Source organism: Butyrivibrio sp. NC2002 (genome assembly GCF_000702265.1).
Classification (GTDB): Bacteria; Bacillota; Clostridia; order Lachnospirales; family Lachnospiraceae; genus Butyrivibrio.
On sequence record NZ_JNKZ01000004.1, the window covers coordinates 427,266 to 450,879 of the forward strand.

The 23,614-nt window shown below is 38.2% G+C and carries 19 protein-coding genes; all 19 read right to left on the reverse strand.

What is annotated here, in order from left to right:
• Nucleotides 1–198: 198 nt before the first annotated feature.
• Entirely contained in the window at nt 199–1,677 is a 1,479-nt protein-coding gene (locus T543_RS02025; protein ID WP_035765176.1) for an L-fucose/L-arabinose isomerase family protein, read from the reverse strand.
• A gap of 150 nt (nt 1,678–1,827) precedes the next feature.
• Nucleotides 1,828–2,856, reverse strand: a complete 1,029-nt coding sequence (locus T543_RS02030; protein WP_035765179.1) for a LacI family DNA-binding transcriptional regulator — start codon at nt 2,854–2,856, stop codon at nt 1,828–1,830.
• An 84-nt stretch (nt 2,857–2,940) separates the two neighbouring features.
• Nucleotides 2,941–3,576: a DUF4867 family protein gene (locus T543_RS02035; RefSeq protein WP_035765182.1), complete on the reverse strand. Its 636-nt coding sequence runs from the start codon at nt 3,574–3,576 to the stop codon at nt 2,941–2,943.
• A 235-nt stretch (nt 3,577–3,811) separates the two neighbouring features.
• Nucleotides 3,812–3,967: a rubredoxin gene (rd, locus tag T543_RS02040; RefSeq protein WP_035765185.1), complete on the reverse strand. Its 156-nt coding sequence runs from the start codon at nt 3,965–3,967 to the stop codon at nt 3,812–3,814.
• Between the two features lie 188 nt (nt 3,968–4,155).
• Nucleotides 4,156–5,472 (reverse strand): sugar phosphate nucleotidyltransferase, encoded by a 1,317-nt coding sequence (locus T543_RS02045; RefSeq protein WP_035765196.1) that lies wholly within the window; start codon nt 5,470–5,472, stop codon nt 4,156–4,158.
• Nucleotides 5,473–5,493: 21 nt separating this feature from the next.
• Nucleotides 5,494–6,585 (reverse strand): GDP-mannose 4,6-dehydratase, encoded by a 1,092-nt coding sequence (gene gmd / locus T543_RS02050; protein WP_051638466.1) that lies wholly within the window; start codon nt 6,583–6,585, stop codon nt 5,494–5,496.
• A gap of 143 nt (nt 6,586–6,728) precedes the next feature.
• Complete coding sequence (gene rfbG, locus T543_RS02055) at nt 6,729–7,841, reverse strand: CDP-glucose 4,6-dehydratase (RefSeq protein WP_081829890.1); 1,113 nt, start codon at nt 7,839–7,841, stop codon at nt 6,729–6,731.
• Between the two features lie 114 nt (nt 7,842–7,955).
• Complete coding sequence (rfbH, locus tag T543_RS02060; RefSeq protein ID WP_035765197.1) at nt 7,956–9,302, reverse strand: lipopolysaccharide biosynthesis protein RfbH; 1,347 nt, start codon at nt 9,300–9,302, stop codon at nt 7,956–7,958.
• 123 nt (nt 9,303–9,425) lie between these two features.
• Complete coding sequence (locus T543_RS02065) at nt 9,426–10,574, reverse strand: HipA domain-containing protein (protein WP_035765199.1); 1,149 nt, start codon at nt 10,572–10,574, stop codon at nt 9,426–9,428.
• Between the two features lie 28 nt (nt 10,575–10,602).
• Nucleotides 10,603–12,108 carry a glucosyltransferase domain-containing protein gene (locus T543_RS02070; RefSeq protein WP_035765201.1) on the reverse strand — a complete coding sequence of 502 codons (1,506 nt, stop codon included), beginning with the start codon at nt 12,106–12,108 and terminating at the stop codon, nt 10,603–10,605.
• 78 nt (nt 12,109–12,186) lie between these two features.
• On the reverse strand, nt 12,187–12,861 hold the full coding sequence (locus T543_RS02075) for a flavin reductase (RefSeq protein ID WP_035765867.1): 675 nt from the start codon (nt 12,859–12,861) through the stop codon (nt 12,187–12,189).
• 54 nt (nt 12,862–12,915) lie between these two features.
• On the reverse strand, nt 12,916–14,535 hold the full coding sequence (locus T543_RS02080) for a DUF6020 family protein (RefSeq protein WP_035765203.1): 1,620 nt from the start codon (nt 14,533–14,535) through the stop codon (nt 12,916–12,918).
• Between the two features lie 213 nt (nt 14,536–14,748).
• A complete protein-coding gene (locus T543_RS02085) occupies nt 14,749–16,032 on the reverse strand; it encodes a glycosyltransferase family protein (RefSeq protein WP_155843115.1) in 1,284 nt (427 codons plus the stop codon).
• 429 nt (nt 16,033–16,461) lie between these two features.
• Nucleotides 16,462–17,415 carry a glycosyltransferase family 2 protein gene (locus tag T543_RS02090; RefSeq protein ID WP_035765208.1) on the reverse strand — a complete coding sequence of 318 codons (954 nt, stop codon included), beginning with the start codon at nt 17,413–17,415 and terminating at the stop codon, nt 16,462–16,464.
• Between the two features lie 31 nt (nt 17,416–17,446).
• Nucleotides 17,447–18,952, reverse strand: a complete 1,506-nt coding sequence (locus tag T543_RS02095; protein WP_035765211.1) for a DUF6056 family protein — start codon at nt 18,950–18,952, stop codon at nt 17,447–17,449.
• A 201-nt stretch (nt 18,953–19,153) separates the two neighbouring features.
• Nucleotides 19,154–20,494, reverse strand: a complete 1,341-nt coding sequence (locus T543_RS02100; protein WP_242839442.1) for an MBOAT family O-acyltransferase — start codon at nt 20,492–20,494, stop codon at nt 19,154–19,156.
• 119 nt (nt 20,495–20,613) lie between these two features.
• Nucleotides 20,614–21,759 carry an alginate O-acetyltransferase AlgX-related protein gene (locus T543_RS02105; protein ID WP_035765216.1) on the reverse strand — a complete coding sequence of 382 codons (1,146 nt, stop codon included), beginning with the start codon at nt 21,757–21,759 and terminating at the stop codon, nt 20,614–20,616.
• A gap of 246 nt (nt 21,760–22,005) precedes the next feature.
• Nucleotides 22,006–22,260 (reverse strand): hypothetical protein, encoded by a 255-nt coding sequence (locus tag T543_RS02110; protein WP_035765218.1) that lies wholly within the window; start codon nt 22,258–22,260, stop codon nt 22,006–22,008.
• 145 nt (nt 22,261–22,405) lie between these two features.
• Nucleotides 22,406–23,428: a YveK family protein gene (locus tag T543_RS02115; protein ID WP_035765221.1), complete on the reverse strand. Its 1,023-nt coding sequence runs from the start codon at nt 23,426–23,428 to the stop codon at nt 22,406–22,408.
• Between the last annotated feature and the right edge of the window lie 186 nt (nt 23,429–23,614).

Genomic DNA, 23,614 nt, shown 5'->3' on the forward strand with positions numbered 1-23,614 from the left:
GACTTGGGGCTTTTGAGGAATTCGAAGATGCGATGACTGAACGAATTCTTCTTCTGACAAGGGCAAAAAGCCCCAAGTATATAGGAAATCAGCAAGACTTGTTGCTTTTGAGGAATAAAACAAAGCGCCTCCCGAAAAAAGTCTCGGAAGGCGCTTAAATTCTAAATTCTTATTTTTTTGTAAAGCAGTCCCTACTAATTAAGCGAAAGGATTCTCTGTAGGATAAGGAAGTGATACGGGCTGGTTGTAGCCGATTACTTCAGCGCCTACATACTTGAATACCTCAAAGAGTGCCTTGCCATAGTGACCGAATGCAACGGCACCGTGGTGAGGGAAGTTGTGCTGGATGAGGATGTGTCTGTAGAAACGTCCCATCTCAGGAATAGCGAATACGCCGATGCCACCAAATGACATTGTGTCTGTAGGAAGTACTTCACCCTGTGCAACGTATGCCTTAAGGTGATTGTCAGCTGTGCTCTGCAGTCTGTAGAATGTGATATCACCGGGAACGATGTTTCCTTCAAGTGTACCCTGTGTAACTTCCTCAGGAAGGTTTCTAGCCATGATCTTCTGGTACTTCATTGTGCACTCAGTAAGCTTGCTTGAGCATGTATTTCCGCAGTGGAAGCCCATGAATGTATCTGTGTGCTTGTAGTTGAACTTGCCCTTGATGCTCTGCTCATACATATCTGCAGGTACAGAGTTGTTGATGTCAAGGAGTGTTACAACATCGTTACTTACGCATGTTCCGATGAACTCAGAAAGTGCACCGTAGATATCTACTTCGCAAGATACCGGAATTCCGCGTCCTGTGAGACGGCTGTTTACATAGCAGGGAACAAATCCAAACTGTGTCTGGAATGCAGGCCAGCACTTACCAGCGATAGTAACATATTTTCTGTAGCCTCTGTGCTCCTCAATCCAGTCAAGAAGTGTAAGCTCATACTGAGCAAGCTTTGCAAGGATCTCAGGCTTCTTGTTGCCCTTGCCAAGTTCTTTTTCCATGTCAGCAACAACTTCAGGAATTCTCTTGTCATCCTTGTGCTTGTTGAATGCTTCGAAAAGGTCAAGCTCTGAGTTCTCTTCGATCTCAACACCAAGGTTGTAAAGCTGCTGGATAGGAGCGTTACAAGCAAGGAAGTTAAGCGGACGAGGACCAAAAGAGATAACCTTGAGATTTGCAAGACCTACAAGTGCTCTTGCAATCGGAACGAACTCGTTGATCATCTTTGCACACTCATCAGCTGTACCTACAGGATACTCAGGGATGTAAGCCTTAACACCGCGAAGCTTTAAGTTGTAGCTTGCGTTAAGCATTCCGCAGTAAGCATCGCCTCTGCCATCCTGAAGGTCATTCTGTGACTCCTCAGCAGCAGCGCAGAACATTACAGGGCCATCAAAGTGCTTAGCAAGAAGTGTCTCTGAAATCTCGGGACCGAAGTTTCCAAGATATACGCAAAGGGCATTGCAGCCTTCCTTCTTGATATCCTCAAGTGCTTCTACCATCTGAGTCTCTGACTCGATGATGCAAACAGGGCACTCATATACATCTACATCGTTGTAAAGCTTCTTATAGCTGTCGATAAGAGCCTTTCTGCGATTGATTGCAAGTGATGCCGGGAAACAGTCACGGCTGACTGCTACCAAACCAATTTTTACCTGGGGTATGTTGTTCATTTTCATTCCTCCTACCTTTAAAAAAAATAAAATCTTTATTCTGTAAGCAGTTTTTATAAAAACTGCAAAAAAGCAATTTGTTATTCAGCCCGGAGCTAAGATATATTTATGTTCCGCTTTATTCTTTCTTCCGGTAACCCAATATAGATATTAAATATTCTGCTCGATGTGAATGCTCAGTTCCGTGTAATTAACTTTCTTTGGAACAGTGCCGTATGCAAGATAGTTAAAGAGTATCTCAAGTGATAACTTTCCCTGTTTTTCAGGCTCCTGACAGATTGTTGCGGTGATCATCTTTTTCTTGAACATCTCGTATTCGATATCTACGAGGTCGTTGGTGATAACCTTTATTTTCCTGTTCTTGTCCTGCTCTGCGATAAGTCTGCAGATGTCGTAATCTCTGGGATTTATGACGTATACCACATTTGTCTGCGGATACTTTTCAAACATCTCTTTTACTGCTTTTTTGTTTTCCTTTTTATCAAGTGAGATCGACCATCTGCCAAGGAGCTTCATGTTCGGATATCGCTCTTTCATCTCATCCGTAAAGCCCTGTATTCTTGCAGTTGCGCTCTCTTTGATATCGCCAAACTCCGTGAAAAAACAGATATTTGCCTTTTCTCCGCCGGCTATTGCAGCAAGCCCTGCAGCAAGTTTTCCTGATGCGGGATAGTTGCAGCCAACATAGGATAAGTGCTCCACGTCGTCAAGTCTGCTGTTATAAAATACAAGCGGAATGTTTCTCTTTTTTTGCTCCTCAATGATAAATACGTTAACCTGAGAGCTAGTTCCGGTTATGCAGATCCCGTCGTACTCACCGATATGTTTTTTAAGCTTCTTTAAGAGCTTTTCTTCATCCTTTTTGTTGTCGGGATACTCGATGATATCGGTGGTTGCCGCATAGGTTTCAAGGGATTTTGCCTTCTTTTCGGCGCTTTCCCTAACCGGGATGAAAAACGGACTGTATTTAGTTTTGGGTATCATGAAAAGAAATTTTAGTTTCTTTTTCCTAACTGCAAGGCCCTGGGCGACTTTGTTTGGTACGTAGTTTAGTTCCTTGCACGCTTTTTCAACGCGCTCCTTGGTTTCTTCCTTAACATATCCTCTGTTGTGAAGAACCCTGTCTACGGTGCCGATTGAGACGCCCGCAAGCTTTGCTATCTCGTTAATTGTTGCCATTTTCCCTCATATCTTGACATGCCTTTTTATGTGAAAACATGAGCTCACTTAGGTGGGCAGATCATGTTTTAGCGGCAGGTCTTTTTAGATAAGAGATGCGATGTCGATGTTCTCTCCAAAGAGACCTTCGTATGCGCCATCTGCGATCTCTGATGCTTCCTTGTGTGCAAGAAGCCATTTGTTTGTAGCAAAAAGTGTTCTGTCATCAAGGTTTTTGCCAGCAGTCTGAGTAGTGCCGACATTTGTTCCCTTGGGAAGTGCGATGAGCACCTTGAAGCCCTTTGATGCATCTGCGTGGCAAGGAGCATAGTGAAGTGTTGAAGCATATACTTCTACAAGAACTCCCTTGGGAACCTTGAATGCTACAACTTTTGCTGTGTCAAGCTTGCCATCTTCTATATCTGAAAGCTTAGCGATAAGAAGAACGAAATCCTCTGTGCCAAGGTTAAACTCGCTGTCTCTGTGATACTCAAGGCAGTTGAGCTTTGTATTATGTCCATTGCAGTAACCAAACTGGAAAGGCATTCCGCCAAAAAGACTTGTACCAAGATCCCTGGTCTGAGATGTGTTCTGAAGCTTCTCATCTTCAGCAACATAGACTACGTTCTCCGGAAGGGGAGTGTCGTTTTCAAGAACTTTTAAGATCTCAGAAACCTCGTACCCCTCAACAATTCTGCCATATTCTTTAAATTCTTTGTCATATACGCTTTTGATTTCCATACTTTCCTACCCCTGTCTGTGTACGTTCACACATTTTCTGTTAACGTACACATTATATGTTATAGAACCACCAAACTCAATAATTAATCTTGTACAAATTAAAGGAGGGATTTTAGGTATAAATGCTTAGAATATCTTCGGTTGGGGGAAAGCCATTTTCTATGATATAAAAAAATCCACTGAGAATTTTTCCTTATTATGGAAATATTCTCAGTGGTATATTGATCTTGAGATATTACTCGGCCTTGAATTCGTCCTTGCCTACGCCGCAGAGAGGACAAACAAAATCTGCCGGAAGATCGTCCCATTTTGTTCCCGGTGCAATGCCGTTATCCGGATCACCTGCTGCCTCATCATAAACGTAACCACATACTCCGCATACGTACTTCATAGAAAACTCCTTTCCTGTGAAAATGCCATTATGTCAACATAATAATTATATCACGGAAAACTCGCGGATTATATTAACGAAATATAAAATCAATAACAGGGCAAAAATGCACCAATACTTCTCAAACTCCGCACAAGCTCAAAAATGTACAAATGCTTCTCAAGCTCCGCACAGGCAAAAAGCTGCAATCACAGCTCGAACTTATGCTTATCATCAACCGAAATCTCAGAGCCAAGCTGAACTTCGATAAGCTGAAGCTCTTCGTCACTATTGTTTATGATAGTGTGCTTTTCTCCTGCTCTCATGGAGATGACGTCGCCAACATGGACGCTGCGCTCTACACCGTCTACAACCGATCTGCCTGTTCCGCGGACGATGCTCCACACTTCGTCGCGACGGTCATGACTGTGATAGTTCATGGAATGACCGGGATTAAGCGTAACCTTGATCGTCATTGAATCCTTCTCGATATCTATAACGCGGTAACTTCCCCATGACTTTTCTGCGAACATTACAGGCTGCTCAATCTTTTCAACAAAAGGCTTGATATATGAGCTCTGCTCCTTGTCCGATACAAGGATTCCCTCGGGTGAAACAGCAATTATCGCATTCTTTATTCCCATCGCAATAACAGGAACATTCATGTCATTTATTACATGCAGATTCTCGCAGTTTTCGTTGAGCTCTGCGGGACCTATCACGTTCTCATCCATCGCCTCTGTCAAAGTGTTCCAGGTTCCAAGATCTTTCCAGAGACCGTTAAATCTCATAACGCTAATGTCTGATTCCTTCTCAACAACCGCGTAGTCAAAAGAAATCTTGGTAAGAGTCTCATACTTTGCAAACAGATCGTCATAGTCTGAAAAATCGATGAGTTCATGTGCCTTATCCAAAAGATATGACAGCTTGTACGCGAAAATTCCGCCATTCCACAAAGCGCCCTTTGAGATGTAGTCCTTTGCGGTCTCTACGTCAGGCTTTTCCTTAAAAGCGGTTACTTTCGATACATCGTCCTTGTTTTCCGGAATAATGTAGCCGTACTTTTCAGAAGGATATGTTGGATCGATGCCCATAAGTGTAAGGTTTGCTTCGCCAGCCTGTGCAAGGTCAGAAAGCTTTTTAAGAGCCTCGAAATATTCCTTGTCAACGTAAGGGTCTACAGGGCAGACAACAACTGCCTCATCAAGACCTACTCCCTGCTTGTCATGAAGATATGCGCTCGCAAGGGCAATTGCAGGGAATGTATCTCTTCTGCAAGGCTCTATGGATATTCCAACCTCAGAGCCAAGCTGATTGTTTATCGCTGAAACCTGAGTCTTGCTGGTTGCGATAGTCACATTCGCATCTGTGTCGATCTCGCGGATCTGCCTGTACACGCGCTGAACCATGGACTCATACTCGCCATCTTCGCCTTTGAAAATCTTGATAAACTGTTTTGATCTTACATCATTTGATAAAGGCCAAAGACGCTGTCCGGAACCACCGGATAATAGAATAATGTTCATTACTTACTCCAGAAAATTGTTTTATTTTACAACACCCTTTTCAAGGTACTCAGCAAGATTAGTCTTGATATGCTCTCCGGCGCGCTCAACAGCAACCTTCTCCATATCGTGCTTTACCATGATCTCAACAAGTTCTTCAAAGCTTGTCTTTGTGGGATTCCAGCCAAGCTCTTTCTTTGCCTTGGTGGGATCTCCCCAGAGATTTACTACGTCTGTAGGTCTGTAAAAATCAGGGCTTACTTCAACAAGAACTTTTCCTGTTGCCTTATCGATACCCTTCTCATCAATTCCTTCGCCCTTCCACTCAAGCTCAATTCCTGCGTGGTGGAAAGCAAGTGTTGCAAACTCTCGTACTGAATGCTGAACACCTGTTGCGATAACGAAATCCTCAGGCTTGTCGTTCTGAAGGATCAGCCACATGCACTCAACATAGTCCTTGGCATAACCCCAGTCGCGAAGAGAATCGAGGTTTCCAAGATAGAGCTTGTCCTGTTTTCCCTGAGCAATACGAGCTGCGGCAAGAGTTATCTTTCTTGTAACAAAAGTCTCGCCTCTTCTCTCTGACTCATGGTTAAACAAGATACCGGAGCAGCAGAACATGTTGTAAGCTTCTCTGTATTCTTTAACAATCCAGAAACCATACTGCTTTGCCACAGCATAAGGACTGTAAGGATGGAAAGGAGTATTCTCGTTCTGAGGAACCTCCTCAACTTTTCCGTAAAGCTCTGAAGTTGATGCCTGATAAATACGGCAAGTATCAGCAAGACCGCAAAGGCGAACCGCCTCAAGCACGCGAAGCACACCTGTAGCATCAACGTCTGCGGTAAATTCAGGTGAATCAAAAGAAACCTGAACATGGCTCTGCGCAGCAAGGTTATAGATCTCATCAGGTCTTACTTTACTTACAACCTGCATAATACTCATTGAATCTCCGAGGTCTCCGTAATGAAGGTGGAAGCCTTCTTTTCCCTCAAGATGTGCGATCCTCTCTCTGAAATCAACAGATGAACGCCTTATCACGCCGTGAACCTCATAACCTTTTTCAAGCAAAAGCTCTGCAAGATATGATCCGTCCTGTCCTGTAACACCTGTAATTAACGCTTTCTTTGCCATTATCTAAATCCTTTCTATGGTCAAATAAATGTTGTCTCTTATTTTTTCAATATCTGATATAAATGTCAGCTCTCCATTATAACACAAAATAATCATTTGTGCTTAGATGCTCTATGATCCTACTTACAGCATTAGTAGACTCATCACTTCACAAAATCAAGAATCTGCTTTCTTGTAAATTCCTTCATATCCTCCCCATCATTCCATGCCTCATACCAAGCTACAGTTTCCCTAATAGCTTCATCTACATGCCATACAGGTTCCCAGCCAAAAGTCTCCCTGGCCTTAGAACAGTCAAGCTTTAGAAAACTTGCTTCGTGCGGCGCATGAGCTTCAGACATATTTGTCCAATTTGCATTATCTCCCCAGTACTTTACGAAAAAGTCAGCGAGATCGCCTGTATTTATGCAGTCCTCGTCGCGTGGACCGATATTGTAATATCCGGCATATTTTTTATCAAGCGCCTGCTCCATAGCAATCATAAGATAGGCAAAGAGAGGATCCAGCACATGCTGATATGGCCTTGTGGAATAGGGATTTCGCAGAGGTATGCTCTCGCCCTTTATACTTGCGCGGACGCAATCAGGGATTATACGGTCTTTTGCAAAGTCTCCGCCGCCAATTACGTTACCCGCTCTGGCTGTTGAGATGGCAGGAATCACATCCGCGCATCCGCCATTTGCCTGCGTGCTTTTGCCTGCTGCAGCGCCGGCATTAAAAAATGACTTTTTATATGCGTGCGTCACAAGCTCAGAGCAGCTCTTTGAATTAGAATAAGGGTCATAGCCATCGAGCTTCTCATCTTCTTTGAAGGCATGGTTTTCCAGATCGTTGTTTTCATAAACCTTGTCAGTCGTCACGTTAAGGAATGACAAAGCTCCGGGGTGGTTTCTCATGCACTCTAAGATATTCACAGTTCCCATCACATTGGTCTCGTAGGTATACCTTGGATTCTTATAGGAGTCACGCACGATAGGCTGCGCAGCAAGATGAAAGACTACATCGGGATTTGCTTCAACGTATGCTCTCTCAAGTGCATCTATATCCCTGATATCGCCAATTGTATGATGTATCTCGCCTGCAAGGTTCAGGATGTTAAACAGATTTGGACCTGCACCCGGTTCAAGTGCATAGCCATATACCTCTGCCCCAAGCATCTTAAGCATCACGCTAAGCCAGCTCCCCTTAAAGCCCGTGTGACCTGTTACAAAAACGCGTTTCCCTTTATAAAATTCCTGCATCTTACCAAAATCCATCTATATCACCACCGCAAAATCTTAGTCATATTACGCTCTGCAATATTTTTATCTATATCATGAAATCCCTGCATTTACCGGATTTCTATTTATTCCCCAAAAGGCAATGAGCAATCACTTTATCGCTTCAAGAATAATCCTCGCCATATATTTAAGCTTCTCATCAGTCATTCCGGGGTATACACCAACCCAGAAACTACTTGCCATGATCCTTTCTGTGTTCGCAAGATCACCTACCACTCTGTAGCCCTCGCCCGCCTCTCTCATTTCGTCAAAACACGGATGCTTTATAAGATTCCCTGCAAAAAGCATTCGCGTCTGGATTCCATGGCTTTCTACATAGTCCACGATTTTTGGTCTACTAACCCCGTCCCGGGGGGTCATTATGAAGCCAAACCAGCTGGGGTCTGAATGCTCGGTAGCTACAGGTAGGATCAGTTTCTCCTCTGCGCCGCCACATATGAGGAGATCTTTTAAAAATTTGAAATTGTACTTTCTTCTCTCTACAAATGAGGGGAATTTATCTAGCTGGGCACAACCAATAGATGCCTGAAGGTCTGTTGCCTTGAGGTTGTAGCCAAAGTGAGAATATACATATTTGTGATCATAGCCAAGAGGCAGCTCACCATACTGCTTGTCAAAACGGTGTCCGCAGAGATTATCACATCCTGATGGGCATACGCAGTCGCGTCCCCAATCGCGGAAGGACCTTATTATCTTATTAAGAAGCGCATCATCTGTGTAAACAGCGCCGCCCTCTCCCATTGTCATGTGGTGAGGAGGATAGAAGCTGCTTGTTCCGATGTCGCCGATAGTGCCGGTATATCTCCATACTCCGTCAAGCTTGTACCTGCTTCCTAAGGCATCGCAGTTATCCTCAATAAGCCAGAGACCATGCCTATCGCAGAACTCCTTAACACTCTTTAGATCAAAAGGATTGCCCAGAGTATGCGCGATCATAACCGCCTTAGTCTTATCTGAGTAAGCCTTATCAAGCTCATTAACATCTATATTATATCCGGGAATTGTGACATCGACAAACACAGGAACTGCGCCATACTGAATGATAGGCGTCACAGTCGTTGGAAAACCTGCTGCCACAGTAATGACCTCATCCCCGCGCCTTATTCTCCTATCACCAAGAAGAGGTGATGTAAGTGCCATAAATGCCACAAGATTAGCAGAGGATCCTGAATTAACAAGTGCGCAGTATTTTACTCCAAGATAGTCAGATAGCTTTTTCTCGAATTCATCTGTGTACCTGCCCGATGTAAGCCAGAATTCGAGCGCACTGTCCACTAGATTAACCATCTCCTTCTCATCATACACGCGCGATGCGTAGGAGATGCGGTCACCCTCATGGAACTCCTTATTCTGATCATGGTAAGTCTTAGCATAATCAGCTACTAAGTCCAGTATCTGTTTCTTTGCTTCTTCTTTCGAACCCTTTTGTGATTGCATTTGATCCCCCTCTACAAAACACGATAATTGCAATTTTTTATAACCAAAATGCTATTTTTTCTATCCATCATGTTTTTAAACCTACAACCAATCATTTCTCAATAACAAAAACATTCTTTTCTTTTAATTTCCCATCTCCGACAATTCTCTAGCCCGTCTTCTGATCTTATCTTCAATTACCTTCAATCTATAATTATCCCAGTTGTACCTAGAATGCTTTTTGAAAGTGAAATTGTATAGACTGCGTAGCTGCTTTCGTTGTCTGTCAGTAATCAGTTCCTTAACACTATTATCAAAGGAATTGAACAATGCCGGGGCTCTTGATGATGCATATGAATCTATGCTCTCCAAATCATCTTTCATACCGTAGCAAAATAATGATAATCCATGATCAAACAATGGAACGCATTTCAATATCTTGTTCGAATGGCTGTCAATCAGGAACCCAAAATTGCCGAGATGCCTGTCCTCATTATAAATAAGCGCGTCAAATACAACCATATCTACAAAATCTTCATAAAACTTCTCTCCCAGCTTCTTGTAGAAGCTGATAAGTTCATCTATTCCCTTCTCCTGCACCAACCTTCCGGCAGAAACAAAAGCAGTATCTTTATCTGTAAAAAGCTCACACGTTGAACAAAGACGCCCTTTCCATTTGGACAGGTTATACGGAACTGCACTAAGCCCCATCTCTGAAGCTATTTGATATGCATAGAACTCAGAATATGGCTCAAGTCCTGAATTAGCAAATCCTTCTGTACCGGATTTATAAAGCAATACTTTCCCATCCTCTCGTCTCCAGCATTTAGCCAACATTCCGTTCGTTGTAAACTCAGGTGATGATCTAAATGTCGATCTGGTGTAGCTTCCTGTTCCGGTAAAGGCAATGAGAGATAATACTCTACTGAATTTATTATCATATAAATTATAGTCACTAAACTTACCTTCAAAGTTCGAATCAACAACCCAGTAGCAGTCATTAAGAGAAAGCCCCTTGCACACATCTATAATGCCCATGGTATCTTTCTCGTTAAGTCCTGTCCTTGCAAGGAAATTCTGAACGTAGGCTCTGTTTGCCGGAATAACTCTATGCTTAAGCCATTTTCTCAGAGACTCTCCATCTCCATTGCAATCAGGTGGAAGCAGATGCTTCTTTTTATCGTCCAACTCAGTTACTTCCACTCTAAATCCATCAAGTTTGTCCACTATATTAAATTTTAGCAGTGTGTCATCATACAGTTTTAATGAATAGCTCATGTTTTCTCTCGTCATTTCTCCAATGGGAATAATCCCCCATAATCTATTTAAATTCAACCCTCACCACATTTCCAGAAACGGACAAACTATATAGCGAATTCTCAACTCTCGCCGCACCTGGTCCCATCATCTCATCCGATACCTCATCCTGCAAAGGAGTAATATTTTGCGGCAAATAATACTTCAGATAAGTAATCCCTATCCAATTTTCATTATACATATATCTTGGAACTATGTTATTAAACTGCGGATATTTTTTACACATATTCGCAACCTGTGGAGAATATGGCATCTCTCCCTCAATCCTTATTGAATCGACTACTCTATCAGGATCAAGACTCTCTATATCGCGTGCTAAATTCTGAACAACATAGGTCTCATAGTCCTTCTGGCTCTCCATCGCATTGCCATAAGCATACGAATATGTATAGCTTCTAAGCACGATTATTCCAAGCAGCACCAAAGTTACAAGGCGCAGCTTCCCCTTAGAATAATTTGCACATACAGAAACAAAGAACAGCGCCGCACTTACTGCAATAAGAACCCTGTCAGAAATACCATAATTGGGCAAAAATAGAAGCGGACAAACAGGTAATATGCATATTGCAAAAAAGACAACAAGTGCCCCTAAGCATCCAAGTACATAATCACTTATTCCGGCCACATCTTTTGATTCAGCCACTCTTAAAGCGCCCTGCCACGCAAAACAAGACAAAGCAATGAGCAAAAGCGCACATACAACAACTGTAAAGAGCCCATTATATCCGTCCAAATACAGCTTTATTATTCTGCCTATCTCCAGCGCTTTCTCCTTTATCTGAATAGCTGATATCCCGATAGACGAAGCATTAGCTCTCCAACCATCCTTGTCCACGAACAATTTACTTATAACCAGCATATATATCAAAAACGAACAGATGGCAGCAAGCAAGTGATGAAGTTTACTCTTTACTATTTCTATAATTCGAGCCTTGCCTTCACTACAATAATCCAGCCATGTATCCATCAGAAAAAGTGATGCCCAGGCTCCCACCACAGGTTGATACAAACACAAAACGCATAGCAGCAATACAAGCTTCATAAAGAAGTCCAATATTCGATTCTTTGCTTCAATTGAAAACATCAAAAAAGCTGTTGCCAAGGGCAGCAACATAGAAAAACTATCGAATTTATATGCCAGATTGCATAAGAGAAATGGATTGCCAATTACAAGTAATTCGCAAAAAAACTGCATCAGTAATCCATCTCTGTTTATGCTTATTTTCTGAAGGTAAAGCGTCACACAATAAGCTAAAATAACGCATCCCAGAATAAGCGGCATCGGAGATATATCTATTATCGGATACCCATCACAGAGAAAACGCAAAACATATTCCGTAACAGGTCTTCCATCCCCGGCCCAGCCAGTAAGCCCATAGAGAGCTCTGCTTAAGTCATCGTTATAATACCTGTCTGCCAGTATAATGGGCAAAACATATAAAACATACATAAAAGCCGAAAGAAAAAACAATATCCTATATTTCTTATCAAGCTTTAAACTCTCATACATTCATGAGTTCCTCCGACTTTTATAAATTATATTCCCCACGCATTTTAGCTTTTACCAAAAATCATGATACTACTTGCTTTACCTAACTATCTTCTCAAAGTCTGCCTTAGGATGCTTGCAGATAGGGCAGATGAAATCATCGGGAAGTTCCTCTCCAACCCATTCATATCCGCAGATCCTGCAGCGCCATACAGTTTCACCCTTAGGGGTTGTACCAACCTTCTCAGGCCTTGGCTTAATATTGTTCTGATAATATTCGTATGTGCATGAAGATGTATCAGATAGCACCTCCATAGAAACAGGCTCACATATGAAAAGAGTGTGAGAGCCAAGGTCTACCGTCTGCTCAACCTTCAATGAAAAGTAAGCATTAGTTCCGGAAATAATATACGGGATACCATCCTCAGTGCACTTATATGAAATCTCTGTCCCTGCAATATTCTGCGCACTTCCTGCACCTACATTAGATGCGTCAAATCCCGCAAACTTATCCACATCTCTTCCAGACTGAAATCCAAAGTGCTTGAACAGATCAAAAGAAGCATCATTGCTTATGACAGACACATTGCAATGACCAGTTTCCATTACCATGTCATGAGTGTAATTAGCCTTGTTGATCGCTACTGAAATCCTGTTTGGTTCTGACGCAACCTGAATCGCAGTGTTGATAATACAGCCATTAAGCTTATCACCGCGCTTTGCTGTGCATACAAACAGTCCGTAAGATAACTTGTACATTGCCTTAGTGTTCATCTCTGCCATAACTTTTCTCCTTTCGTTAATGCTTAAAAATCACCTACTAATTTTTTAATTCTTATTCTCTTCGTATGATTCCTTTCTAGATAAATCAAGCATAGCCGCTGCCACAGGTATCGTAAACACCACTCCAATAATATACCTATGATGAAATGCAACAGGGGTGGCAATCATAATCGTTGCCCATAGTACATATCCCGGAACAAGTGGTATGACATTAGACTTCCTTATACCAACAATAATTAATCCCAAAAACAAATATAGCCACAAAAATATTGCACTGCTAACATAATGAACGGGTCTTAGCTTAGTAGATAGATCTATTCCCAATAAACTCTTTAGTGCATTATATTTAACATCTCCTAATTCTGACAGTCCCCAATTATCCAAAACCACATAGCCATGAGGATTCTGCTTTTCTATATCCCAAAATCCCATTGTCGCAAGCAAATAAGCTTCAACAGCCTTCTTAAAGTTCTTCGTGCACAAAGAAACATAACACTTACGAATAGTTCCAATATTATTATTAAAATACTCATGATCAAAATCCTCTGACCACTTTACACTGTCCACATCGGCTGGTGTATACACTTCTTTCCACTTATCGATAGATAGGATATTATTTAAAATCCCCCTCTCCTCTTGAGACATATTTGAACTATCATCTGAGATAATATATCCCATCTGTTGCAGCATTATCCCATAGGACTCTTCTCTATTATCAATATTCTTAAAACCAATAGCTCCATAAACAGGACCGGTAATAATGAAATATAGAATTATGCTAAATAATGTCACAGTTAGATATCGCTTTACAAATAACTTTTTACGAAGGCAATACCATAGACTTATAAGACTTGTTGCAATGACAATATATATTCCATTATTTCTTGTAAACATCATTAATACTGATGTTACAACGTATTTTATTATCCACTTCTTATTATTTATACATTCCGGTCTAAGGCTCAAATCTCCTATTATGCAAACGTAAATAATAAACACACATGCAAAAGGAGTATCTTTCCATAATGAAAGCGCATACAAAGGGAAATTATTAAACACGCATATATAAACAAGGCTAGCAGCGATTAAAACAATATGTACACCATTCTCATACATCCAAATCAGCATATAACTGCATGCAAATGATAACATAAGTGTTTGGATTATAACGTATGCTTCAGTGATCCAAATCCAGTCCAAATGCAATCTTGTACCAAAAAAATGTATTATGGCTTTCCAGGAAATAGTATACAGTATAGGATGATGATTTCTATAAGTATTTGCCAAACACTGAGCAATGCTATCAACAGTATCCGCCCAGATACCTCCCGGTATAAATGTAAGAAGGTAAGGCATCCAACAAAGGACTATTAAAATCATCAGCACAACATATGTAACCCAAGATGTGTTTCTATTATGCGTCGTATGAGCAAATCTAACCATGCAATTACGTGTTACAAGCATTAAGGCACTAAAAAGAATTGTGCTCACAAGAATAGCTATTATATCTTTAACTGAAATAGATATATCTATATATGTGTCATCTATATGTGATAGTGGTCCTCCATAAGAAGTCTTAGTTGAAACTATTGTTAGTAGTGAATATACTAGCGAAATCAAAAAGACTAAGCATATATAACTATTAACTTTTTTCTTATTCTCCATCAACTACTTCCTCAATCCTCGATAGTCTCCATCGAAAGCAATAACTCTATCAATCCTTCGAAGAATAGCCGCTCTGTTTATATCAACCGTGTCTGCCCAGACACCACCCGGTATAAATGTAAGAAGGTAAGGCATCCAACAAAATACTATCAATATCATCAGCACAGCATATATAACAAGCAAATCCTTTCTTGTCCTTCATTAAACATATGCTCAAACCTTATTCATACTAGAGTCTGCTAAGTGCTTGCCAATCCCTTTTTCTATAATAAGTTTAAGATATTCCATAGATGTATATATATATAGTGGCATGCCTATAAAAAAATATCTTTTATTAGATTCAAATAGTGCAATGAATAGCATTAAACCAATAATAGATATGAGTGCGACTCCACTAATATCTATTATTGTATCGTTATTTTGAAAACAGATAATACTTACAAAAGCCCCTACAAGCAAAATCAAAAGCATTAACATATATGTAAGTTGAATCAGCACCATTAAAACGTAATAGTTTTCTCCAGTATCTAACAGATAACTCTTCACTACTCGCTGAACCATGTTGTTATTGAGCGACTTCTCCTTAAATATTAAGCCTGTAGATGTCATATTTCCGTAGCTTATTGTATATTTATATTTGTTATGCAAATGTTTTATTATTCCTATTCCAAGTTCATTAATTCTATTATCAATTTTTCTTTTATTAAATTCTTTTTTTTCTGCATACCCCTGAATATTCATAGTTTCACTTACATCGTTTCCATTATATGCTCCACCAGATTCACTATTCAGTCCCATAGCAATAAAATGTTCCATTGGAATCTTGGTAGAATCAACATATTCTTTTGTCACTATAGAATACAACATCGAGTTTGATGCGTTCTTCATCACACACAAAAAAAGGCTGCAGAAAAACAAAAAAAACATTATCTTTCTTATATAATTCTTTATAAAAGATGCTCTTGTTGACTGTACCATCCAACTAAGTATCATAGCTACTAGAATAACAGCCACTTGAGGTTTGTTCCATACACCATATGCTATTGTTAATGCAGAAAACATTGCATACATCATTCGTATTATTCTACATTTACTTCTATCATCAGAGGTCTCCAAAAAATACAAAGTTGCTGGAATTGTCCATAAAGCAACGATATCTGTATATAACACTATTGTAGCTTCAGATAATACAATTAGCGGAATAATTAGAGCTAATGATATACATGCATATTTCATTCCAATTTTCTTTTTTATCAGTTTATAAGTAAATAAACATGCAAGAGCGGAAAAAAAGACAGATATTGTACAAGCAATATCATATGTATCAAACAAATCAGTTGGTTTCAAGAAGCGATATAACCATGATAATTGAAGTACCAAAGGTGAATTATTAGTATAGTGACATATATACTCTATATAAAATGGTTCACATTTTTGCAATTCGTTTCTTGAAAGAAAAAAAGCAATATAATTTACAACATATGCATCTGCTCCCAATGTAGATATACATCCATACTTGTATATAAAATATAATACAAAAACTCCTATCATGAAAAGAACGCTACATATCTTCAACAATTTATTATTCATTTTTAACAACAAGTTAACGAATACTAGTATAACAATCGCATCAATGACAAGAAGGCCTAAATGTGATTTAGCTAGAATTATCAAGTTGTCTTTAACTAAATATAAAATATAGATGATTGAAATTATAGCCATGCACAAATATATTTTAACTAAAATCTTATACAGAGCCTTCAATTCACATTTTCCCTTCTTCGAACAAATACTTATTTAACTATTTCTTATCAAAAACCAAATCCTTATAAACTATCTTCCGTATTGTTTATAAACAAGCCTTTCTTCTTTATATGGCATTTCTTACGTAAGTCTATCTGTTGATAACATAAATTATTAAATATATTATTCTTCTTCATAGGTACGTTCACTAATAATATATCTAGGTCTATGCTTAACCTCTAAATATATTTTCCCAACATACTCACCTATCACTCCTAGTGAAATAAGCTGAATTCCGCCAATAAAACATACCACACAGACTGTACTAGACCATCCGGATACTGTATTCCCAATAACACTTTCAATCACCGCCCACAAAATACCCAAAAAGCTTATGCAAGCGACAATTATACCCATACCTGTTATCATTCGTATCGGTTTTATAGATAAACTAGTTATCCCATCTATAGCTAAAGCGATCATCTTTTTCAATGGATAATGTGATTCTCCAGCTACTCTCACGTTTCTTTTGTAATATACAGCTGTACTCTTAAATCCGACTAGAGGTACCATTCCTCTTAAAAACAAGTTAACTTCCTTAAATTTTGAGAATTCCTGAAGCACTTTTGATGAAATCAATCTGTAATCAGCATGGTTATATACTGATTCCACCCCCATTTTATTTAATAATTTGTAAAACGATTGAGCCGTAAATCTTTTAAAGAAAGAGTCAGTATCCCTGTTGTCTCTTACTCCGTAAACAATCTCTGCCCCATTCTCATATTCTGAAATCATTTCATCAATTGCATTTATATCATCTTGACCATCACAATCTATAGATACAGTAATATCGCACATATCCTTAGATTCCATCAAGCCCGCTAATACTGCATTTTGATGTCCACGGTTTCTGCTTTGAGAAATACCGATAAAATGCTCCTCATCATGAGCTAGCTTTAATATATAATCCCATGTCCTATCACTTGATCCATCATTCACAAACATTATCCTGCTATTATTTGCTATTCTATTTGTGTCTATCAAATTCTTCATTTTCTTTAAGAAAACCGGTGCTGTAACTGGAAGTACTTTTTCTTCGTTATAGCATGGGATAATTATGTACAATACTGGTTTCATTTTTTCATTCTCTCCATTCAAAAATTAGTTATTATTGCCACTCAATAACAATATTTTGCGGAATTTCATAATAATACTTCATCCAAACCTGTCCACCCTCGAAGCCTTCTTGATAGGGCATCACACATGCATATCTATCATCAAATAATTTTTTTAATACAATTTTTTCTATATTTGTTCCCTCTTGTATCTCTCTACTTGCAATTCTAAGCTGATTATCGTTGTAAATATTTATACTATTATTTAAATAGTATCCATAAGTTACTCTTGATGATAAAATAATTCCTATTAACAAAATCGTTATTGGCGCAATAATTGAATAAATCCCCCAACTATTCTCTACAGTAGTTGTAATAATATCTGTACTAATAACAATTAAAACTATTGCAAATATTATCCTTACCCTGTAATTTAATTGCGGTGCAACAAGAAGCATTCCCTGCGATAATAGTCCACCTAAATACATAGCAAAGAAATACTTATGCTTTTCAATATAATAGTAAACCAAAATATTACATGAAAAGGTAATTGCCCATACAATCTCAATAATCAGCTGATACTTAGTGAGTAAAAATCCATTCCTCGTAAGAAAAAAAGCTATATCTATCATTACATAAAAAAGTATAAAAATAGTTTTCCTGCTATTGTTTACATACTTACTGACATTTAGCACAAATAGAACAAACACTATCATATATATCAGTGTCATTGCATATGAATCATCGAAATTCATATGCAATATTGTTGGCAAATTATGCATAGCCTTCTCATAAACAGTCATAGAATTAAAATCTTCGTATCCCACTGAACGAACAAAATTTCCAGGAGCTAAAATACATATTAGTCCACATACAGTAGGCACAGATAAATTCAAAAAGCATAAAAGAGATTTTTTACCTTCCAAAATGTTTAATATCTCTACAGCTACAACATACATAATTACTGCTACTGATGTTTGTTCATGAATAATAGCTGCTAATGAAATAAACAATAAATACGAAATATAATTTCCTATAGTGTTATTGTTTTCATAGCGAATATGAAAGAAAATACCTACTACCCAAAAACCTACTGACCATACATATAGAACAGATGCAGTAAACCAATACACTCCCCAATTCAATGTACTTAGCCCCAGTAAAAGATACATTCCAGTAAATACAATTCCTACAAGGAGTTCGTTTTTTTTCAACCTTATGCATACACTTTTAGTACCACATAAAATCATTGCAAACACAATTATGCTTTGCACAATTCTCATAAACCATATCGAATGCTTTAGGCATATTATTTCAAAGAAGAAACCAACAACTCTTCCACCCCAATTATAGTAATGATATTTAAGAAAAGATACCAATTCTACTATCGAAAAGTTTGTCCCGCCATTAGGATTAAATTGATTACCCAAATAGGTAATCGAAGCATATCCATAATCATCAAAATACATCCATACAAATGCATGCTGTATAATAATATATAAAAAAACCAATAACCAAAAAATGTGCAAAATCACTTTATATGTTTTATTATTTTTCATTTCAAAACTTCTTTCCATATATCTTTTATCGCTCAGCCCTTATGTTACAAATTCTGGCATAAAGGTTCTGAACAAGTGAATAGTTAGTCCTTACACGATAAGATTTTTCTATTTTATATTAAGCACTTTCCAAGCTTGCACGGCATCCCATAGTTGCTTGAAAAACTCAAGCGCTATCCGGCTATTTTTCTCAGATCACACTTAAAACTTAACATATATAAACGGATTATATGAAAGCCCTGACAAGTATATTATACCTAGAGCAAACAACACTAAATACCCTGCGTAGGATATAACTTGTGGAATTTTGTAATTCGTAATTTTTCTATAGATAGGACATGCCAAAACAACTGCAACCATAAGCATAAAACAATACCATGTATTAAGCTTCATTACAACAGATTCAACTGCAAAATTATCAAATCTAAAAGCAAACATGTTCTGTATATAATTAACCGCTATGCTTATATTATCTGCTCTAAAGAAGACCCATCCTATCACTACAATAACAAGCGCATACACATGGCCAATAACTTTAGGAACCCTCTTTAACAATTTTCCAAGTCCCAGCCTTTCAATAAACATAAACAGACCATGATATAGCCCCCATATTATGAATTGCCATGCTGCTCCGTGCCAAATTCCTGTCAATAAAAATACAGTCCAAAGATTAACATATGTCCTTATCCTCCCTTTACGGTTTCCTCCAAGTGGTATATAAACATAATCCCTGAACCAACTTGACAATGATATATGCCATCTACGCCAAAACTCTTGAATACTTGAAGAGATATAAGGATAATTAAAGTTCTCGCTAAAATGAAATCCAAATACAAGCCCCAGACCAATCGCCATGTCTGAATAACCAGAAAAGTCATAATATATCTGCAATGTATACGACAAAGCACCCAGCCATGCATAAGCAGTGTTAAATCCACCGTTCAATGCGAACACAGCATCTGCCATTTCTCCCATTGCATTTGCCAAAAATACTTTTTTGGCAAATCCCATAATAAATCTTTTAATTCCCAACTCTATCATTTCCAGACTAGTGGCTCGGTCTTCTATTTCTCTGTTAACATCGTTATATCTAACAATGGGACCAGCCATCATACGTGGAAACATCATAACGTAAAGTGCGAACTTCAATATATTCTTTTGTGGTTCCACTTGTCCCTTGTATACATCTATAACATACGACATAATCTGAAATGTAAAAAACGATATTCCTATTGGCAATGCCAATTGCGGCATGTCTAACGAGCACTCTGTCCCACTTATCTTTGTTATTATTCCCTCCACGCTTGATACAAGAAATGATAAATATTTAAAAATAACAAGATTTAAAACATCTACTAAAAGGGCAAATATCAACAGAACTCTTCGTTTACCTGTAGCTTGTGAATAGACAACATCACCTATGGCAATTCCACAAAAGTAATTTACTATTATTAAACAAAACAGCAATAGTAGGTATCTTACTCCTCCCCAAGAGTAAAAAACAACTGATGCAATGAGCACAACAGCATTTTTAAATTTCATACTATTTGATTTCTCCGCAAATATATATAATAAAAATACCAACGGAAAAAAATAAAACAAAAAAGGTATAGATGAAAAACCCATATAAGTCCTCTCTCAATATATAATTATTAATAACATCACTGCAGTAACTGCGAATTTTCCAAGAGATAATCTATAAATTCCCAACTCATGTTAGGTGTTGCTGCCTCATTTACTTCAAGAATAATAATATCTGATTTACCAAGATACTCTCCTATATTATCAAACTCTGAATATGCATCAAAACCTGAAAGTGTTATTGTCTCAGAATAATTATTTATAAAACAGTAATTATTTTCAAAATGAGCTGTCGTATTCCATACCCCAGCTCTTCCAAGTGCGCCAAGACTCTGTCCCATGAAACTTCCGCCCCGCAAAAATACATTAGGGCAACTACTTTCTCCCTCAAGTTTAATTTTCGACTTATAGTAGTCATCATTATCGGGCTTAACAAAAAGATTAAGACTATCATATAAGTCTGAATCCGGATTGGTAGGCTCATTATTCTTCTTTTTCTTCACCTTTTGTGCGATCGTTCCCAAATTATATTTCCCACTAGCAGTGATTAAATCGGCTAATTCTATAGCACATTTATTTCCCCATGGGTGAGACCAATGTATCCCTGTTGAATAGAATATCGGAGCCTCTATTTCGTCTTCATGATTGCATATATAATCATGAGAATCAAAAAACTTCAGATCACTATCCTTAATATGTCTTATAAATCTTTGATAATTATTTTCTCCATCATTCCCAAGGCTATAATACTTCTCAGGTATCATGTCCTTACAGAAAAAGGCCTTACTGGGAGTAACAAATATGTATAACTCCTTGCCATTCTCCTTACATAGACTCTGAAGAGATTCAAGTTTTGAAATCAATTCATCAAAATAATCATCTCCTGCAGGAGGATATATATTAAGCTCCTTATATATATACTCAGGCTCAAACAAATATTGTTTTTTTCCTATTACCACATTTTTGTTTGGAGAACTGTTAAATCCCGAATACAATAATTGAGAACGCATTTTTATTAGTAAATTGCGTCCTCCAAAGTGATTTTCTATATATGTGCCAAAATTTTCCTGAAATGTCCCATCCAAAACATTTGAAATACTGGGATGAGATAATTCTGTTGTCTCTGTTACTCCATTCAGAGAAACATATTTGTCAGCATAATGGCCACAAACTGGAAATATAAGCATAAGCAAGAAACAAAATATAAAAAGTTTCTCTCTTCTCATTTTCTTATTGCCTCCTTAAACGCCATAGAAGAATACTTTTCGAGTAATAATATCATGATTGCAACCATCTGAATAATGAAAAATACCTGCTCTTATGAAGAATAAGAACAATGCCTTTACACTTAGCATTGTCCTTTTACACAAAACGTGTATCTATCAAATTATACTAAAAAATCGATGAATAACAACTGCCCCAAGAATCTTAACTTCAAACTTACTACAGAGTTCTATTTCTTTAGCAATGTCCTAATATGCTGAGTGCCCAATGCGCTCTACTAAAATCACTGCATCCGATTCTGATAATTCCTTCATTGATACAGCATCATTAACCGCAGAAGTACCAGCCTTAACACTCTTCAATGTATCATCGGTCTTTATTCCATCTCTAATAAGGTTTCTGTATTTCACAGATATCTCATCATCAGAAGCGCCCATCAGATAAGCACTTGCTGCAGTAAGTTTTTCTGCGCGAATAGCAGCACTCTGACAAATGATATCCATATTAGAGGCATCTCTCATTTTGGCTACCGAGAGTTAATTATCGCGGAAGTTCACATTCAGATTTTTAGGTTACCCTTTACGTATGCCATGTATGTCCTCGGTCATGCGAATCCTCCCCTTGGACAAGATAATTATCTCTGAGGTATCACACTACCACAACTACCCCCAGCACTTTCGTTCCAAGAACTCTACAGAGTTCCAATTCTCTTGCAATATCCTCGTATTTTGATAAACCTATTTTCTCTATCAATATTACTGCATCTGAATTTGTTACTGCCTCTACTGAATCAGAATCGGATATGATACTGCCTTCCTTAATGATCTTAATACTCTCTCCGTGAGTTCGATTAATAAGCTCATCTTTTATTAATTCATTGTCAGATCCTTCTACACTACCGCTCAGTACTATTGTATTAGCAGCAGCTTTTTTTCCAGCACCAAGAATATTCGATGTCACTATACTCACATCCATATTTCCACTTACCAGCCCCAGTACAGGAAGTTCAAAAGCCACTTTAATATCATCCACAGTTTTTAATGTGGGGCTCATAATATATTGAAGTACTATTATTAGTATAATTACAAATGCTCCCATCAATAATCCCAAGAACGTATGTTTAGCGCTAAAACTACGAACAACTACAACATCGTCTACCGGTGATAGTTCAGAAATAATTGCAGTAGCATATGTATAATCATCCTCTCCAATACTACTCAACCATTCGTCTACCTTCGTAAAGCCACCCTCATGCATAAGCCTATTTACTTCAGCATAAAGCGCCTGAAAGTATGTTCTCTCTGTAGTTGTCAAATTTTGATAATTTGAATTATCAATTAGTGCCAGGTTAGTGAAGTCATTGCTAAAATTATCTCTTCGCAAATAAGAACTCATAAATTCTTTATATCTTAGCATTATGATTATATTCTCCTCAACCCACACAGCACTAGCATCTGTCAGTGATTCCCTTGCAGGAATAACCCTATACTGATCCTTTGATTGTTCAAGTTCATGTGTCACAGTATTGTATTCCCTTCCAGAAGACACATATCCAAATAGCCCACCTATTATCGCGCCTATAAATGCAAAAAACAAAATAGCTTTCCATTTTTTTAACACTATCTTAATTAAATCAAGTAAATCAACTTCTAATCTCTCTTTATAATCCATTGTATCTATTCCTTTTGTAATTTTTTATGAATCGTTTGCAATATTACAATTTATTATTGTTTTGACTTAAGCCATTCCGTATCCTGATATTCCATTTTCTCTGGTTGCCAGTATTAGTACTGCCTCACTTGCCGATTATAATATTCCTTTATCTTCATCCGTTGTCAGTACCGGTACTCTCCATAA

What these genes read in the sequence shown, in the direction of transcription:
- T543_RS02025 (WP_035765176.1), bottom strand. Translation starts at nt 1,677, where the DNA reads ATGAACAACATACCCCAGGTAAAAATTGGTTTGGTAGCAGTCAGCCGT.
- T543_RS02030 (WP_035765179.1), bottom strand. Translation starts at nt 2,856, where the DNA reads ATGGCAACAATTAACGAGATAGCAAAGCTTGCGGGCGTCTCAATCGGC.
- T543_RS02035 (WP_035765182.1), bottom strand. Translation starts at nt 3,576, where the DNA reads ATGGAAATCAAAAGCGTATATGACAAAGAATTTAAAGAATATGGCAGA.
- rd (WP_035765185.1), bottom strand. Translation starts at nt 3,967, where the DNA reads ATGAAGTACGTATGCGGAGTATGTGGTTACGTTTATGATGAGGCAGCA.
- T543_RS02045 (WP_035765196.1), bottom strand. Translation starts at nt 5,472, where the DNA reads ATGAACATTATTCTATTATCCGGTGGTTCCGGACAGCGTCTTTGGCCT.
- gmd (WP_051638466.1), bottom strand. Translation starts at nt 6,585, where the DNA reads ATGGCAAAGAAAGCGTTAATTACAGGTGTTACAGGACAGGACGGATCA.
- rfbG (WP_081829890.1), bottom strand. Translation starts at nt 7,841, where the DNA reads ATGGATTTTGGTAAGATGCAGGAATTTTATAAAGGGAAACGCGTTTTT.
- rfbH (WP_035765197.1), bottom strand. Translation starts at nt 9,302, where the DNA reads ATGCAATCACAAAAGGGTTCGAAAGAAGAAGCAAAGAAACAGATACTG.
- T543_RS02065 (WP_035765199.1), bottom strand. Translation starts at nt 10,574, where the DNA reads ATGACGAGAGAAAACATGAGCTATTCATTAAAACTGTATGATGACACA.
- T543_RS02070 (WP_035765201.1), bottom strand. Translation starts at nt 12,108, where the DNA reads ATGTATGAGAGTTTAAAGCTTGATAAGAAATATAGGATATTGTTTTTT.
- T543_RS02075 (WP_035765867.1), bottom strand. Translation starts at nt 12,861, where the DNA reads ATGAACACTAAGGCAATGTACAAGTTATCTTACGGACTGTTTGTATGC.
- T543_RS02080 (WP_035765203.1), bottom strand. Translation starts at nt 14,535, where the DNA reads ATGGAGAATAAGAAAAAAGTTAATAGTTATATATGCTTAGTCTTTTTG.
- T543_RS02090 (WP_035765208.1), bottom strand. Translation starts at nt 17,415, where the DNA reads ATGAAACCAGTATTGTACATAATTATCCCATGCTATAACGAAGAAAAA.
- T543_RS02095 (WP_035765211.1), bottom strand. Translation starts at nt 18,952, where the DNA reads ATGAAAAATAATAAAACATATAAAGTGATTTTGCACATTTTTTGGTTA.
- T543_RS02100 (WP_242839442.1), bottom strand. Translation starts at nt 20,494, where the DNA reads ATGAAATTTAAAAATGCTGTTGTGCTCATTGCATCAGTTGTTTTTTAC.
- T543_RS02105 (WP_035765216.1), bottom strand. Translation starts at nt 21,759, where the DNA reads ATGAGAAGAGAGAAACTTTTTATATTTTGTTTCTTGCTTATGCTTATA.
- T543_RS02110 (WP_035765218.1), bottom strand. Translation starts at nt 22,260, where the DNA reads ATGGATATCATTTGTCAGAGTGCTGCTATTCGCGCAGAAAAACTTACT.
- T543_RS02115 (WP_035765221.1), bottom strand. Translation starts at nt 23,428, where the DNA reads ATGGATTATAAAGAGAGATTAGAAGTTGATTTACTTGATTTAATTAAG.